This is a genomic window from Shewanella sp. K8, assembly GCF_028823715.1.
Taxonomy (GTDB): domain Bacteria; phylum Pseudomonadota; class Gammaproteobacteria; order Enterobacterales; family Shewanellaceae; genus Shewanella; species Shewanella algae.
This window is the reverse complement of the sequence record NZ_JAPEHY010000038.1, coordinates 1-16,633: the sequence shown is the minus strand read 5'-3', so window position 1 is coordinate 16,633 and position 16,633 is coordinate 1. Positions and strand designations below refer to the sequence as shown.

Annotated in this window: 10 protein-coding genes; 9 read left to right on the top strand and 1 reads right to left on the bottom strand. The window is 54.3% G+C overall.

From position 1 onward, the window contains the following. The first annotated feature begins 19 nt into the window (after positions 1-19). The 8 genes from glgC to ON072_RS17625 all read left to right on the top strand — a co-directional run bounded on the left by glgC (position 20) and on the right by ON072_RS17625 (position 12,057). On the top strand, positions 20-1,288 hold the full coding sequence (gene glgC / locus ON072_RS17660; RefSeq protein ID WP_044733960.1) for a glucose-1-phosphate adenylyltransferase: 1,269 nt from the start codon (positions 20-22) through the stop codon (positions 1,286-1,288). Beyond that, positions 1,288-2,940 carry a glycogen synthase gene (locus ON072_RS17655; RefSeq protein WP_261752846.1) on the top strand — a complete coding sequence of 551 codons (1,653 nt, stop codon included), beginning with the start codon at positions 1,288-1,290 and terminating at the stop codon, positions 2,938-2,940. Before glgC ends, ON072_RS17655 begins: the two co-directional genes overlap by 1 nt. A 73-nt stretch (positions 2,941-3,013) precedes the next feature. Beyond that, positions 3,014-6,067 carry an EAL domain-containing protein gene (locus ON072_RS17650; RefSeq protein WP_221055910.1) on the top strand — a complete coding sequence of 1,018 codons (3,054 nt, stop codon included), beginning with the start codon at positions 3,014-3,016 and terminating at the stop codon, positions 6,065-6,067. A 53-nt stretch (positions 6,068-6,120) separates the two neighbouring features. Then, positions 6,121-7,389 carry a DEAD/DEAH box helicase gene (locus ON072_RS17645; RefSeq protein ID WP_261752847.1) on the top strand — a complete coding sequence of 423 codons (1,269 nt, stop codon included), beginning with the start codon at positions 6,121-6,123 and terminating at the stop codon, positions 7,387-7,389. Between the two features lie 98 nt (positions 7,390-7,487). Beyond that, positions 7,488-7,835: a hypothetical protein gene (locus ON072_RS17640; RefSeq protein WP_234505548.1), complete on the top strand. Its 348-nt coding sequence runs from the start codon at positions 7,488-7,490 to the stop codon at positions 7,833-7,835. Positions 7,836-7,961: 126 nt separating this feature from the next. Beyond that, positions 7,962-9,095, top strand: a complete 1,134-nt coding sequence (locus ON072_RS17635; RefSeq protein WP_274626116.1) for a CobW family GTP-binding protein — start codon at positions 7,962-7,964, stop codon at positions 9,093-9,095. 176 nt (positions 9,096-9,271) lie between these two features. Continuing rightward, entirely contained in the window at positions 9,272-10,630 is a 1,359-nt protein-coding gene (locus ON072_RS17630) for an MATE family efflux transporter (RefSeq protein ID WP_062794005.1), read from the top strand. 137 nt (positions 10,631-10,767) lie between these two features. Then, positions 10,768-12,057, top strand: coding sequence for an NAD(P)/FAD-dependent oxidoreductase (locus ON072_RS17625; RefSeq protein ID WP_261752849.1), 1,290 nt, complete (start codon positions 10,768-10,770; stop codon positions 12,055-12,057). A 63-nt stretch (positions 12,058-12,120) separates the two neighbouring features. Here the strand turns inward: ON072_RS17625 and ON072_RS17620 are convergent, their stop codons facing one another. Continuing rightward, entirely contained in the window at positions 12,121-13,137 is a 1,017-nt protein-coding gene (locus ON072_RS17620) for a LacI family DNA-binding transcriptional regulator (protein ID WP_123115898.1), read from the bottom strand. Between the two features lie 483 nt (positions 13,138-13,620). Here ON072_RS17620 and ON072_RS17615 point away from each other — a divergent pair, with 483 nt between their 5' ends. After that, entirely contained in the window at positions 13,621-16,254 is a 2,634-nt protein-coding gene (locus ON072_RS17615; RefSeq protein WP_261752850.1) for a TonB-dependent receptor, read from the top strand. The last annotated feature ends 379 nt before the right edge of the window (positions 16,255-16,633 follow it).

Sequence of the window (16,633 nt, the reverse complement as noted above, 5' to 3'; positions counted from 1 at the left end):
TAATTGGGAGCATGCTTTTATGCCGAATCCGAGTCCGCGTTATATCAGTAACCTTACCCGTGAAACCTATGCCCTGATCCTGGCCGGAGGCCGGGGTTCCCGCCTCCACGAGCTGACCGATTGGCGGGCCAAGCCGGCGCTCTATTTCGGCGGCAAGTTCAGGATCATCGACTTTCCGCTGTCCAACTGCATCAACTCGGGGATCCGCCGGGTAGGGGTGGTGACCCAGTACAAGTCCCATTCGCTTATCCGCCACGTGACCCGCGGCTGGGGGCATTTCAAAAAGGAGTTGGGGGAGTCGGTGGAGATATTGCCGGCATCTCAACGTTATTCGGACAACTGGTATCAGGGCACGGCCGATGCTGTGTTTCAGAACATAGACATCATACGTCACGAGCTGCCGCGCTATGTGATGGTGCTTTCGGGCGATCATATCTACCGCATGGATTACGCCGGTCTGCTGGCCGCTCATGCCGAGTCCGGCGCCGATATGACGGTTTCCTGTATGGAGGTGCCGGTGGCCGAAGCGGCTAACGCCTTCGGGGTGATGGAGGTGGACAGCAGCAACCGTATTCTGGGTTTTGAAGAGAAACCGGTCGAACCCAGGCCCTTGCCGGATAACCCCGAATCCTGCCTGGCATCCATGGGCAACTATGTGTTCAACACAGAGTTTTTGTTTGAACAGCTGAAAAAAGATGCCCAGAATGCCGATTCCAACCGGGATTTCGGTAAGGACATTATCCCGGCCATCATAGAAAAGCACCGGGTCTATGCCTATCCGTTTCGCAGCGCCTTTCCCAATGAGCAGGCCTACTGGCGCGATGTGGGAACTCTGGATTCTTTCTGGCAAGCCAATATGGAACTGCTGTCGCCGACGCCGGCGCTCAATCTCTATGATGCCAAATGGCCCATCTGGACCTATCAGGAACAACTGCCGCCGGCCAAGTTTGTATTTGACGATGATGACAGGCGCGGCATGGCGCTGGACTCTGTGGTTTCCAGCGGCTGCATTATCTCAGGTGCCACTGTGCGCCACTGTGTTCTCTTCAATGAGGTCAGGGTTTGTTCTTACTCAGAGGTGGAAGACTCAGTGATCCTGCCCGATGTGGTGGTGTTGCGTCATTGCCGCATTCGCAAGGCTATTATCGACCGGGGCTGCATTATCCCCGAGGGGATGGAGATAGGCTTCAACCATGACCACGACAGGGCCAAGGGTTTTCGGGTCTCGGAAAACGGTGTAGTGCTGGTGACCCGCGACATGTTGGGACTGCCTGTGGGGTACGAATAATGGCGGCGAAAGTAAAACTGCAGGTGTTGATGTTGGCAGCGGAAAACGCTGCCCTGGCCGGTGCCAAAGTCGGCGGTATGGCCGATGTGCTGGCCGAGTTGCCTCCGGCGCTGCAAAGCCAAGGCGTGGCGGCGCATATCATAATGCCGGACTATGGCTTTTTGGCCAAGGAGCAGGGGGCCGATTTTCTGTGCGAGTTTGAATTTGCTTTCGGCGCAGGCAACACCCGGGCGCGGCTGTATCGTATCGCCAATCCGGCGGTTCAGCCTGACTCCCAGGGGGTGTGGATCTATCTTCTGGCTCATGAAGGTTTTTGCGGCGTTAAGCGTGAAGTCTACAGCCTGGATGGCCCTGAGCGCCCCTTTGCCACAGATGCAGGCAAGTTTGCCCTCTTCGGCGCTGCAGTGGCGGCGGCGCTGAAACAGGGATTATTGCCGCTGCCGGACAGGTTTCACCTGCACGACTGGCACTGCGGCGGTTTTGCCATGTTAAGAGCACTGGATCCCGCCTATCGCGGCCTATCAAAAGTGCCCTGTGTTCTCAGTATCCACAATCTGGCGATGCAGGGTGTGCGGCCGCTTGCCGGCGAGGCATCTTCCCTGGCAGCTTGGTATCCCTGGCTGTTGGCCGAAGGGGTAAACTCCAAACTGCAACTGGCGCTGGATACCCGCTACCCCGGGTGCATCAATCCGCTGCGGGCGGCGATTCAGTTCTGCGATGTTATCCATCTGGTCTCGGCGACTTACGCCAAGGAAGTGTTGCGTCCGTCACAGCCTGAACTGGGCTTCTTTGGCGGCGAGGGATTGGAGGCTGACCTGCAGGCCAAAGCCAAGCTTGGCCAGGTGTTCGGCATTCTCAACGGCTGTGACTATCAAAAAGGACTACCGCTCGCGGCCGGCAAGCGGCGGCAACTCAAGTTGCAACTGTCCAAGATAGCCACAGAGGCATTATTGAGTAAACTCGGGCGCAGCGAAGCAGTGACGCCGGCAGATATGATTGCTCAAATCCGCTTGGGGCAGATATCTGACTCACCGGGAATGCTGCTGACCTCGGTTGGCAGGCTCACTGAACAGAAGTTACTCTTGTTGTGTCATCCCTGGCAGGGCAAGACAGTGCTGGAAGAGCTGCTGCTAAGGCTGGCGCAGTTTAGCGACAGCGCCTGTTTTTGGCTGCTTGGCAGCGGCGATGAGCAGATAGCGGCACTCTTTGGCCGCATCGCCGCGAGCAACAGCAATTTTCGCTTTATCAATGGTTATCATCAGGAGCTGGCCGATGCCCTCTATCAATGCGGCGATCTGTTTGTGATGCCAAGCTCCTTCGAGCCTTGCGGTATCAGCCAGATGCTGGCTTTGAGAGCAGGCCAACCCTGCTTGGTGCATGCCACAGGCGGGCTGGCCGATACCATCAGCGACGGTGACAATGGCTTGGTATTCTCGGGGGCCGGGCTGGATGAACAGGCCAAGGCGCTGCTCGACGCCCTGTCCCGGGCCTTGGAGCTCTATTCCACAGCCAACTGGAATGCTCTTAGAAAAAGAGCCTCCGCCAGTCGCTTTTCATGGCAAGACAGCGCAAGGCTTTATCTGACCCAACTCTACCAGGTGGAAAGTTGCAGCAAGGATGAGCGGCGCCTAGTGGAAAGCGCCATAAATTAGTCAGGTTTCCGAAGGTGCTCTGCTACACTAGACCTGTAGATTTCTTCTTTGTTATTCACAGGCTTGGGGGCAGATGGAGCAGAGCATTTTCCTTCCTTTGGCACAAAATGCCGCATTTTTGCTGGCATTGGTGTTTATTTATGATGCTATTCCCAGACAGCAGCAGCGGGAGTACTTCCTGCTGTGGCGTTTGTTGATTGGCGTCATTATCGGTGGCATCTGTATTGCGGTGATGCTTACCCCCTGGAGCTACGAGCCGGGGATCTTCTTCGATAGTCGCTCCGTACTTTTAAGTATCTCAGGCCTGTTTTTCGGCGGCCTGCCGACCATAATCGCCTGCGTGATTACCGCCGCTTTTCGCATCTATCTCGGTGGCGGTGCTGTTTGGGTTGGTGTTGGAGTGATCTTCTCCAGCGGCTTGATAGGCCTGTTGTGGCGCAAACGGCGCAAGCAATCCCTCGCCGATATAGGTTACCCGGAGCTGGCCGGCTTTTCCCTGTTGGTGCATCTGGTGATGCTGGCCTGGATGTTACTGCTGCCCTGGGAAACCGCCAAAGGGGTGCTTGCCAGTATCAGTTTGCCTGTGTTGACCTTGTTCCCACTCACCAATGTGTTGCTGGGGCGCTTGCTGTCGCGGCGGCTGGAATTTGAGCGCGACAACCGCATTCGGCTGCAGGATGACTTTCTGTTTCGCTCCCAGTTCCATGTGGGCAACATAGGGATTTCCATCACCTCGCCGGATCAACGCTGGCTCAAGATAAACCCCCATATGTGCCAAATGTTGGGTTATACAGAGCAGGAGTTGTCGCAGCTGACCTGGTCTGAGCTGACCCACCCGGATGATCTGCCCGCCGATATGGCGCAATTCAGGCGGATGCTGGATGGTGAAATCGACGAGTATGAGATGGAAAAACGCTTCGTCTCCAAGCAGGGACAGTATGTCTATACCCATATGACAGTGGCCTGCCAGCGCCATCATCAGCAGGTACAGTTGGTGATAGCCGGCTATATCGATATTACCTCGGCCAAGTTGGCCGAGCAGGCGATTGCCGCCAGTCGCGATCAGTTGGAGCTGGTGCTGCAAAGCGGTCAACTCGGCTTCTGGGACTGGGACCCAGTCAAGGATACCGTAGTGCGCAACAAACGCAGTGCCGAAATTCTCGGCTGCTCCCTTAACAATCTCAACGACAACAAACGCCTGTGGTTAGATGGTATTCATCCCAAGGACAGGGCCTGGGTACTGCGCTCTTTGGATGAGCATCTGGCGGGCAAAACCGAGCAACACAAGGTGCAGTACCGGCTGATCCGTCCGGACGGCGAACTGCGCTGGGTGCAGGATACCGGCAAGGTGGTCAGTCGTGACGAGAAGGGCAGGCCGCTCAGGGTTTGCGGTGTGCATGTGGATATTACCGAACAAAAACAGCTGGAAGCTTCCCTTAAGCTGGCGGCTTCCGTCTATGAAAACTCCAGCGAGGCGATGAGTGTGCTGGATGATGTCGGCACCATAATGACGGTCAATTCGGCGTTCAGCGCCATCACTGGGTATCAGCCACAAGATGTGCTGGGCAGTAACATAGATATGCTCAAGTGCGACGACCATGATGAGAGGTTTTACCGTGAGCTGAATCATGATCTCAGCCACAAGGGGCGCTGGCAGGGAGAGATGTGGCTGCGCTGCAGTGATGGCCGCAAGATAATGATTTGGCTCAGCATCAATACCATTCACAGCACGGATGATACCCCTCTGAGAAGGGTGGCGCTGTTTTCCGATATCACCGACAAGAAGCAGAATGAACGTCTTATCTGGCGTCAGGCCAACTATGATGCCCTGACAGGTTTGCCGAACCGGCGCATGTTCACCGAGCATCTTGGCAATGAAATCCGTAAGGCCAAGCGCCATGGCCATGGTTTTGCGCTGCTGTTTCTGGATCTGGATTTCTTCAAAGAGGTTAATGATACCCTAGGCCATGACATGGGTGACTTACTGCTGGTGGAAACCTCGGAGCGGCTGCAGGCCTGTGTGCGTGAGTCCGACGTGGTGGCCAGACTCGGCGGCGATGAGTTCACCTTGCTGCTCTCGGATGTGCAGGATCATAACGGGGTCGAGCGGGTTGCCAACCATATTCTCAGCAGTCTGGCCGAGCCCTTCAAGTTGGGCGATGAAACCGCCTTTATCAGCGCCAGTATCGGCATTACCCTGTATCCCGATGATGGCCAGACAGTGGAGTTGTTGCTTAAACATGCGGATCAGGCCATGTATGCCGCCAAAGATCAGGGCCGCAACCGTTTCAACTATTTCACCGCCTCTATGCAGGAATACGCCAAATACAGGATGCGGCTTATTCAGGATTTGCGTCAGGCATTGGAGCGGCGCGAATTCGAACTCAGGTTCCAACCCATAGTCGAGCTGGGCAGCGGTAAGGTGTTCAAGGCCGAAGCCTTGCTGCGCTGGAATCACAGTGAGCGCGGCAGTGTCTCGCCGGCTGAGTTTATTCCGGTGGCAGAAGACACAGGGCTTATCTTTGAAATCGGTAACTGGGTGTTTGAGCAGGCGGCGCGTCAGAGCGCCGCCTGGCGCGAGGCTTATGGGAGCGAGGTGCAGATCAGTATCAACAAGTCGCCAATTCAGTTTCGCGACGAAGGCAACCGCTTTGCCGAGTGGCTTGAGTTGCTGACAAGTCTGGGTGTCTCTGGCTCGGGGATCTGTATAGAGATAACCGAAGGCCTGTTACTGGATGCCAATATGGGAGTGACCGAAAAGCTGTTGGCCTATCGGGATGCCGGTATTCAGGTGTCTCTGGATGACTTTGGCACCGGCTATTCCTCCCTGGCTTATCTGAAGCGGTTTGATATCGACTATCTCAAGATAGATCAATCTTTTACCCGTAATTTGGAAACAGATGAGAGTGACCTGACCCTCTGTGAAGCCATCATAGTCATGGCACACAAGTTGGGGATGAAGGTGATAGCCGAAGGGGTGGAGACAGCCGGTCAGGCCGAGATCTTGACCCGCATAGGCTGCGACTATGCCCAGGGTTACCTCTACTCCCAGGCGTTGGATATCGAAGGCTTTGAGCAAAAGTATCTTGGCAAGCATCAGGTCATAGGTGGTGGAAATGCCAACTGATAACTTGTGTTTGCGGTATACTCGCCGACCTTTTTATGTTTCAGGTGTTGAAGATGCAGTTTTCTGAAACCCAGCTGCCGGGAGCGCTGCTCGAAGCCGTTGCCCAGTGCGGCTATCGTGAGTTGACGGCGGTGCAGCAGCAGGTATTGCCGGCGGCATTGGCCGGACGGGATATTATGGCTTCGGCCCAGACAGGCACAGGTAAAACCGCGGCCTTTGGCTTGCCGCTGTTGGCCGCCTTGATTGATGAGTGGCAGCAACAGGGGCTCGCTGAGCCTGAGTATGGCGCTGCGCCCAGAGTGCTTATCCTGACACCAACCCGTGAGCTGGCGCAGCAAGTGGCGACTAAGTTGGGTAAATACGCCGCCCATACGCCATTTCGCATTTTGGCCATTTTCGGCGGCGCCAACTTCAACCCTCAACGCAAGGCGATAGCGGCTGGTATTGAGGTGCTGGTGGCGACGCCGGGGCGGCTGTTCGATCACCTGAGCCAAGATCACCTCAGGCTGGATAAGGTTAAGGCCCTGGTGTTGGATGAGGCCGACCGCATGTTGGACCTGGGGTTTTTGCCGGATATTGAGCGTCTGGGGCGCTATCTGCCAGATGGGCATCAGACCATGTTGTTTTCGGCGACCTTCCCCGAGGCGGTCAAGCGCCTCGGGCACAAGCTGCTCGATAAGCCAGAATGGTTTGAAGTGGATAAAGAGAGCCGCACTCAGGCGCAGATCCAGCAAAAGGTGTATCCGGTGGATTATCGTCGTAAAGCCGAGTTGCTTGCCGAGCTTATTGGTCGCAACAACTGGCAACAGGTGTTGGCCTTTGTCAGTACCAAGGAGAGTGCCGAGCAGTTGCAGCAAGAGCTGAAACTCGACGGCATCAAGAGTGCCTGTTTTCACGGTGACAAGACTCAAGGCGCCCGCAGCCGCGCTCTGGCGCAGTTCATCGATGGAGAAGTTAGGGTATTGGTGGCAACCGATGTCGCGGCTCGAGGCCTGGATATTCCGGCCTTGCCAAGGGTTATCAATCTCGAGCTGCCATCCCAGGCTGATGACTATATTCATCGCATCGGCCGTACCGGCAGAGCCGGGCGCAGCGGTGAAGCCATCTCTTTGGTGAGCCCGGCCGAAGAGCAAAAACTGGCTGAAATAGAAGCCCTGCTCGGTTACAAGCTGCCAAGAGAAGTACTGCCGGGTTACGAGAAGGGCGCGCCGCTGCCGGAGCGCTATTTACAGCCAATAGAGAAACCCCGACATGCCAAGACTCACAGGGGCCATAAACCCGGCCGCAAGGGTCCGCTTCCCAAAGGCCCAAGACGCAGATAATGCAATCTGCCCTGCTATACTCAATGCGTTGCCTCAATAAGCCGTCGGCAGCGCAGCCCCCTTAGCTTAAGGAATAGTAAAGGTATCAGGAGATGAGTATGTTGCGAAAATTAGTGATCTTGCTGTGGTTGAGTATGCTTGTGGCTTGCAGTTCCATTCCCAAAGACTGGTCCGGTATGAGTTCAACCGAGATAGCCTCCTGGAAAGAGGCAGGTTTTGACTCCCGAAGCGCCCAGCAGTGGCATGTTGCCGGTTTCGATGCCTCAAGCGCAGGCGCCTGGCAGGATGCAGGCTTTAAACTCCAAGATGCCAAAGAGTGGCACTTGCAGAGCTTCTCTGCGGCTGAGGCCAAAGGCTGGCGTGCCAGCGGCTTTGACTTGGAGGATGCCATGAAAAACCGTGCCAAGGGGCTGACACCGATAGTGGATCACGAACTCAAGCCCTAACCGGTCAGGTTCACAGAAATGGGCGCTATCCGCGCCCATTTTGCATCTGTTTACAATTTCGAGCTAACTCTTTCCCTGCTTGGGTTACACTCTGCTGCCTCAATGCTGTAAGGAATGGAGTCACAGATGATCCTCAAACCCGTTGCCACCAATCTGATCACCGGCTTTCTCGGCTCAGGCAAAACCACCTTTATTAAAGCGCTGCTGGCCAATAAGCCTGCGGGCGAGACTTGGGCGGTATTGGTCAATGAGTTCGGTGAAATAGGAATAGATGCCGGTCTGATGGGGCAGAGTGACTCCGGCGTTGTCATACGAGAAGTGCCCGGCGGCTGTTTGTGCTGCGCTGCCGGGGTGCCGACTCAAGTGGCGGTGACTCAGCTGCTTGCCCGGGCCAAACCCGACAGATTACTGATAGAGCCAACAGGCCTTGGTCATCCCAAAGAGATTTTGAAAACCCTAAGCTCGAAACAGTTTGCCGAAGTGCTCAGCCTCAAGGCCAGTATCTGTCTGTTTGACCCGCGTAAACTCAGTGACAAGCGCTATACCGAACATGAGAATTTTCTCTCCCAGCTGCAGATAGCCGATATCCTGCTGGCCGGCAAGCAGGACCTCTGGCAACACCAGGAGCCAATGGTTCTGCCTGGGGATGAGCCGCTAAGTGCAAAAGGGGATGAGCCGGAAAGTGAGCTGGAGAGTAAGCGGCTAGCTGCACACTTGAGGGAACAAATAGTCGCCTTTATTGCCGCTCAGCAACTGCAAGGGGAGCTGTTCTACTGGTCCAAAGAGCAGAAGCTCAATGATGAATTGTTGCGTTCGCTGGCTCGGCCGGCAAAGGCCAATTTGAACGCTAAAGCCACTCCCTTAGGCGCCGGGCTGCTGCGGCAAAATGCCGGTGTGTTTGCCATCAAGCCACTCGGCGCCGAGCCGCAGAGCCCGGAAACGCCCGAGTGGGACGCTCGCGGCATAGTGTTCAAGAGTAACAAAGGCGAGGGCTGTTACAGCTATGGCTGGATTTTTGCTCCGGATTGGCTGTTCGATCTCGAGCGCCTCTATCGCTGGGTCAAGGCACTCGATGTGGTGCGGCTAAAAGCTGTGATGATCACCGCAGACGGCATAGCGGCGCTCAATATGCTCGATGGTGAATTGAGCGTTGAAGAGCTCGATGATGCCATGGACTCCAGGTTGGAGCTCATCAGTCGCGCCCCTTTGCAACCTGAATCTTTGGAGCAGCAACTGCTCGCCATCAAAGTCGCCGCATAACGCCCTATTCAAGGCGGTGGCATCCAGGCTGATAACTCGGGTACAATCCGCCATCCACTTTTTCCGAGGTGATTGATTTCGGAGTGCTAATTTGAATGGAGGCCGAGCTGGCGCCTCCTAATATGGCCTCTGATATCGAACTTATGGTTTAACACCTTTGATGTTGAGAAAGCGTCATGACCCCAAACAGCCCACAGACTGAGCAGGATCTCGCCTTACTGCAGCAACCTGTCAGTAAACTCTTTTGGCGTTACACAGTCCCCACTGTGATGTCCATGTTGGTGACCGGAATTTACGTCACCATAGACGGGATGTTTATCGGCCACTACCTGGGGGAAACGGGTCTGGCGGGTATTATGCTGGCTTACCCTGTGGGCGCCATTCTCTATGCGCTCGGTGCGCTTTTGGGCATGGGCGGCGCCGCGCTTATCTCCATCAATCTTGGCCGCGGTGATGTCGCCAGGGCCAGAAAAATTCTCGGCAATACCTTCAGTCTTTGTCTGTTGAGTGCATTGGTGGTGTCGCTTGCCGGAACCATGTTGACCGATGACATTCTGCGCTGGCTGAAAGCCGAAGGTGAGGTCTATGAAGGCGCCTACCAATACCTGTTCTGGTACTTTGCCTTAGGCATTTTCCCCATCATCTCCATGGCCTTCTCGGCGCTTTTGCGTAATGACGGTCGCCCCAGTTTCGTCACCTGGATCCTGGTATTTGGGGGCGTGCTTAACACCCTGCTGGATTGGCTGTTTATTGTGGTCTTTCCATTCGGCCTTGCCGGCGCCGCCATTGCTACCATGTTGTCCCAGGCGGTCACCGGCGGCCTGTGTCTGCAACATTTCTTTGGCAAGCGCACCCGGCTCAATATCGACTGGCAGCAGATGAAGCTGAGCCTGGAGCTGGTTTGGGAAATCGTCAAGCTGGGGATGCCCAGTTTCCTGATGAATCTCTACCTGTCGATTGTATTGACCATGCATAACATGGCTCTGCTCTGGACCGGCACTTCGCTGCATGTGGCCGCCTATGGCGTGGTGAGTTATACCGAAGCCCTGTTTTACTTTGTGTTTGAAGGCATAGCCCTCGGCACCCAACCCATTCTCAGCTTCAATGCCGGTGCCGGTCGATATGACAGGGTCAAGCAGACCGCCAAAATGGCGTTTTCCGTCACCTTAATCTGCGCCTTGCTGGGCTTGGTGCTTATCTACAGCCGCCCGGAATGGATGGTGTATCTGTTTGCCGGTGACAACCCGACCCTGGCCCCGGTTGCCATTGAGGGCATGTATCTCTATTTCTGGGGCTTGCCGATGGAAGGCTTGATTTTGGTGGGAGCCAGTTTCTTTCAGGCTATCAATCGTCCGGCAGAGGCCTCGATACTCACGGGCAGCAAGTTGCTGCTGATAGGCCTATTCCTCTGGGTGTTTGCCTGGGCCTTTGGCGTGCCGGGCGTGTGGATCTCCTTGGCATCCTGCAGCAGCCTATTGTGTCTGTGGATGTTCTACAGTTTGAAGCGCACCAAGGTGGCATTACACCAGCCTTGAGCGACAGGAAATGATGGCAAATATTCACCTGCATCAGTGATATATAAAGAAATATTAATTTAGAACTCAGGTTATTTTTGAGCAGGATCATGTTATAAAAGACTATCTTGCATTAGTTCATACTCTTGGGGGAATTTGTGACCAGTAAGCGGATTTTAATTGTGGGCGGCGGCGCCGGAGGATTGGCGCTGGCTTCCAAGCTGGGACGCAAATTGGGCCTGAAGGAAGAGGCTGAAATAACCCTGATAGACAAGAGTCCGGTACATATCTGGAAGCCCAAACTGCACGAAGTGGCCGTTGGGGTGATAGATCAATCGGTAGAAGGCTTGCTGTATCGCGACCATGGCCTGAAAAATGGCTATCGCTTCCTGCGCGGTGAAATGCTGCAATGCGATCCCGAGGCCAAGACCATCACCCTGGCCGGAGTCAGCAATGATGACGGCGAGCAGATTATCGCCGAGCGTGAGTTGCCCTACGACTATCTGGTAGTTGCCATCGGCGGGGTGGCCAACAGCTTCAACACCCCGGGTGCCAAAGAGCACTGTATCTTCCTCGACAGCCTCGACAGCGCCAATCAATTTCACCACAAGTTGCTGGACAACCTGTTGCTGCTGGATGAAACCAGCGAAAAGCTCAGTATCGGCATAGTGGGCGCCGGCGCGACCGGGGTTGAGCTGGCCGCCGAGTTGCATCATGTGCTGGACTCGGTCAAAGAATACGGTTACCTCAATGTCGACAAGCATCATCTGGAAATTCACCTGATTGAGGCGGCGCCCAAGATATTGCCGGCTCTGCCGGACAAGGTGAGCTCCAGAGCCCAGTCTGTACTGGATCATATCGGAGTACGCTTGCACATAGGAGTGCAGGTCAAAGAAGTGACCAAGCAAGGCTTTATTACCCAAGAAGATGTGCTGATCCCTGCCGGGCTTAAGGTTTGGGCTGCCGGCGTCAAGGGGCCGGATGTACTGCAGCAGTTTGATAAGTTGCCGGTCAATAACCGTAACCTTATCGAGGTCGATGCCTGTATGCGGGTCAAGGGCCATAAGGATATCTACGCCTTGGGCGACTGCGCCTTTTTGGTGCAGGACAACGGCAAGCCTGTGCCTCCCCGGGCACAAGCCGCATCGCAGATGGCGGAAACCCTGTATAAGAATATTCTCAACCGCTTGAAGGGCAAGGCAGAAAATCCTTTTGTCTACCGCGACTATGGTTCATTGGTGTCACTGAGCCGTTTCTCGGCGGTGGGCAATCTGATGGGCAACCTGAGATCCGGCTCCCTGTTTATTGAGGGTTACGTGGCGCGGATGATGTACATGTCCCTGTATCAACGCCATCTGGCGAGTTTGTACGGTTGGTTTTCGGCGTTGGTGTATCGTCTGGCGCAGCGGCTGCTGAAGTGGCACAGGCCCAAGCTCAAGCTGCATTGATAAAGTGATTTTTAATCTTATCGCAAAGGCGCTCTGTAGAGCGCCTTTTTAGTGGCTGGAATTTCAGCTTGCTTGCACTCTGGCGCTCGAGTCTCTGATAACCGGCTCTGGGGTGAAGATCTCGCTGCGAGCGCTCTGCTCACGGCGATTGGCGATCAACAGCTCGGTAGCTATCTGGGCAATCTTGCCGTTGGGCTGATGCACTGTGGTCAACTTGGGCCAGGTTTGGCGTGAGAAGGGGCTGTCCTCAAAGCCGACAATCGAGAGCTCGGTGGGAATATCCACCCCTTCCAGCCTGGCGGCAAACAGGGCTCCGGCGGCGATTTCGTCGTTACAGGCCACTATGGCGCTGGGCCGGTTAGCCCCTTTGAGCAGCTTCTTGGCACCTTCAACTCCGGATTCAAACGAGTATTCACCCTCGACAATCAGCTCGGGAGACTCGTCCAGGCAGTTATCCCTCAAGGCCTGACGATAACCTTCGAGACGCTCCTTGGTGGATTGGTGATGATAGTCGCCGCTGAGAAAGGCGATCTGCCGATGCCCGAGATCGATAAGATGTTGGGTAATGGCCACGGCGCCGGATCTGTCGTTAACCAATACCGCCAGCCCGGTATCGGCCAGCACTCTGTCACCGGCCATGATGCGAACATAGTTGGCGCCTATGGCATCCAGGGCGGAGAGTACCTTGGGATCTTCCGACAGCGGCGGCGTCAGTACCAGTCCGGCCAGGCGGGCATGTTTCACCATAGTAGTCAGTTGTTCACAAATACCATCGGCCTTGGCATCACAGGGGTGGATCAGCAGCTCATAGCCCTTGTCCCGACAGGCGGAGAGAATACCGTTCTGCATATCGATAATGTAGTAGGCATTGGGGTTGTCATAGACGAAGCCTATGACATAAGAACTGGTGGCAGCCAGGTTGCGGGCAGCTAAATTCGGTTGGTAATTCAATGCCTTGATTGCAGCATTGACCTTGTCGATAGTGGCCTGCTTAACCGAAGGCTCATTATTGGTGACCCGGGATACTGTCTTGATGGAAACGCCGGCATATTTAGCCACGTCATTGATGGTTACTTTCATTCAACTTAGTCCGAGATGTCAGGCGAATACTCACAGCCAGCGGGGGCCGGAAGCGGCATGGCCGCTTGTCGAGCATCTTATACTGCTGACTTTTAGCCAGTTTGGCAACGCAGAATTTAGGGAAGGTGCGAATAAGTCCTCATGGCCTTCTCTTTTGTAGAGAGTGGCTTGCACAGCAATTAGCTTTCGGCGTTATCCGACTTCCTTAGTGATTAGGTCATTATATAAATTCGTTTCCCGCTATTGTTAACACGCTTGGTTACATAAACTTCTGCCTGGACAGTTTTTGACCAGAATAAAAATCTGTTTTCTCCCATTAACACAGCAATATGACAGTTTTTATTCACTCTGGCGTTATTTTGTTGTGGCAAGACTGTTAATTATTGTGTAATGTTTATCTCCAGACATGACAGCGTTGTCATTCTCTTGAAGGGAATGGTTATGGCAACAAAAAAGATAATAAAGTGATGGAAGGGAAACGAGATGCGAACATCTACCTTTAAGAAAACTGCCCTCGCTGCAAATATCGCTATCCTCCTTGGGGGAGCGGTATCTGTTGGCGCGCTGGCTGCCGAGGCAGCAGATAACAACAGCAACGAAACTGCCAATATTGAAAAAATTGAAGTCCGTGGTATGCGTGCCTCGATGAAGGCTTCGGTCAATACCAAGCGTTTTTCAGATGCCGTGGTCGATGCGGTAACTTCAGAAGATATAGGTAAATTCCCCGACAGTGATGTGGGGGAATCTCTGGGACGTATTCCAGGGGTTGCCGTTAACCGCCAGTTCGGTCAGGGGCAACAGGTTTCTATCCGCGGCGCCTCGGCGCAGCTGACCAGTACCCAGCTTAATGGCCACTCGGTAGCTTCTACCGGTTGGTTCGATCAGCAGGCCATCGACCGCAGTTTCAACTACACCTTGCTGCCGCCAGAGATGGTGGGCTCGATTGAAGTCTACAAATCTTCCCAGGCCGATATTGCCGAAGGGGGCATAGGCGGTACTGTCATAATCAACACCCGCAAACCGCTGGATTTGGATGCCAATTCGATTTTCCTGAGCGCCAAAGGGGACTATGGTAGCGTCTCGGAAGAGATAGATCCTGAAGCCTCCGGTCTCTACAGCTGGAAAAACGAAGATGAAAACTTCGGTGTATTGCTGGCAGGTTCCTGGAGCCAGACGGACTACCAGCGCAATGGCATCGAAACCCTGCTTGGCTGGGGTGAGATAGTGCCAACCACCTTCCAACAGGATCGTGAGCGCACCGCAATCAATCTGGTGTTGCAGTATCGTCCCACCGACAGACTGGAATTGGGGCTCAACTACATGAATCTGGAGCTGGACGCCAACAACGCCAACACCTCCATCTTCCTGTTTCCCACTCAGCGAGGCGACTACACCTGTGAACAGGTCAATGCCGCCGGCGTTTGTACCAAGATAAATCACAGCGATCAGGGCGGTTTTGCCTGGGCACAAACCTGGGCCCGTAAGGCGAGCATGAGCTCGGATACAGTGGATTTCAACTTCAACTATGAAGCGGATAACTTCACCGTTGAAGGTCGCATAGGCCGCACCGAAGCAGAGGGCGGTACCGACTTGACTGCCAACTATGGCAACTCAATCGGTGTCCCGGCTGACTTTGCCGGTATCTATGACGCCACCGGCGACAAGATCAACATCGACATCGCCAACAAGTATTTTGAGGCCGGTGACTTTAACGACCCATTGGCCACTGCCGGCTGGGCGCTGAAGAAGCAGCCCAACACGGATGAAGAAACCTTCGCTCAGTTGGACTTCAACTTCCCGGTAGCCTGGGGCGTTATCAGTGCCATCAAGACAGGTGTGAGCTATGCCGATCATGAAGTCACCCAGATGACAGATGCGGCGATAGTCAATGACGCCAAGGTACTGACCAAGGACGCTTCTGCCTACTACAATGGCACCATGTCATCCGGCGCCGGTTTCACTCTGCCTGAGCCGATATTTGATGCCATGATTGCCGATGCCTATGCCGCCATCGATGGCTTTACCGTCGACAAGTCTGGTTACGGTACCATCCAGGAAGAGAACCTGGCTCTGTACGCCATGGCTACTTTTGCCGGGGAAGGATTCCGCGGTAACTTCGGTTTCCGTTACATCTCTACCGACATTGAGTCTGACTATTACGCGCTTAACGATCAGGGCCAGTTTGCCGATGATCTGAGCACAGATAAGTCCAGCTATAACGACGTACTGCCGAGCGTTAACATCGCCTTCGACTTGAGTGAGGATGTGATACTGCGCGCCTCAGCCGCTCAGGTGATCTCTCGCCCCAACTACGCCGAGCTGTTTGCTACCTCGACCCTGCCGGGTTACAACGACGGTACACCTTTTAATGAAAAACTGGTGCGTGGCAGTGTGGCGCTGGAACCATTCAAGGCGACCCAGGCTGACCTGAGTCTGGAGTGGTACTTCAGTGATTCTGGCCTGTTTGCCGCCACTTACTTTATCAAGGATGTCAGCTCCTTTATCACCACCAAACAGAAGCTGAATCAGCAGATAGGTATTGAAGATCCCAACCTGGTAACCGAAGGTGAAAGTTCTTGTGGCGTAGGTATCTATGACTGCTGGACTGTGAGCGAGAAATACAATGCCGACGGCGGCAGCATAGATGGTATCGAGCTGCAACTGCAGGACTCCTTCGACAACGGTTTGGGTTACTCAGTGAACTACACCTTTGCCGATGCATCCTCTCCGGCAGAAAACTATCCTGATCGTGTGGGCGTGTTCTCTGACTCATCCAAGCATACCGTCAACCTGGTAGGTTACTATGAGATGGACGACTTTAGCGCTCGTCTGGCCTATAACTGGCGCTCCGAGTATATGATGCGCGAGCTGCCTGGCTTCTACGGTAACCGTCAGCACGAGTCTTACGGGACCTTGGACCTCAGTGCCAGCTACTCGGTAACCGACTATTTGGATATCACTTTTGAAGCGGTCAACATCACTGAAGAAGACAGCATACAGACGGGTGTTTCCCCAATTAGTGCAGAGGATGTGATCAGCGAGTTCAAGGCCGATTACCCAGTGTGGAGCTTTGAAGGCGAAGCCAGATATAAAGTAGGTGTAGCCCTGCGCTTCTAAGTACAGGTCTTTATCTTCGATACCAAAGCCGACCCCAGGGGCGGCTTTTTGCATCAGCTCCCTGAGCGCTTTCCCTGTATCTTTATAAAAATCTTCCTCGGCAAGTCACAGTTTCGCCAGTGCCAGGGAATTAAGTGTATGTTTGCTGACATTTCAGAAACTTCAAGTAACGTAATTCTTGCAGAATTGCACCAGCTCCACGATGTTAGGCCGCTGGTACAGCGGCTAGCATAGCTTTCAGCTCAAAATAGCCAAATAGCATTGGTTGGGTCTCCGGCGATGGATGTTTCTCATTGCCTGCCGCAGGCTTATGCACAGGCGATACTGTGACACGGCGTGAATACGTCCCTGTAGCCTCGACGAAAACGTCCCTGTTTTC

Coding starts and splice junctions, on each gene's coding strand:
- ON072_RS17630 (WP_062794005.1), top strand. CDS start 9,272: ATGACCCCAAACAGCCCACAGACTGAGCAGGATCTCGCCTTACTGCAG.
- ON072_RS17620 (WP_123115898.1), bottom strand. CDS start 13,137: ATGAAAGTAACCATCAATGACGTGGCTAAATATGCCGGCGTTTCCATC.
- ON072_RS17650 (WP_221055910.1), top strand. CDS start 3,014: ATGGAGCAGAGCATTTTCCTTCCTTTGGCACAAAATGCCGCATTTTTG.
- ON072_RS17640 (WP_234505548.1), top strand. CDS start 7,488: ATGTTGCGAAAATTAGTGATCTTGCTGTGGTTGAGTATGCTTGTGGCT.
- ON072_RS17635 (WP_274626116.1), top strand. CDS start 7,962: ATGATCCTCAAACCCGTTGCCACCAATCTGATCACCGGCTTTCTCGGC.
- ON072_RS17615 (WP_261752850.1), top strand. CDS start 13,621: ATGCGAACATCTACCTTTAAGAAAACTGCCCTCGCTGCAAATATCGCT.
- ON072_RS17655 (WP_261752846.1), top strand. CDS start 1,288: ATGGCGGCGAAAGTAAAACTGCAGGTGTTGATGTTGGCAGCGGAAAAC.
- ON072_RS17645 (WP_261752847.1), top strand. CDS start 6,121: ATGCAGTTTTCTGAAACCCAGCTGCCGGGAGCGCTGCTCGAAGCCGTT.
- glgC (WP_044733960.1), top strand. CDS start 20: ATGCCGAATCCGAGTCCGCGTTATATCAGTAACCTTACCCGTGAAACC.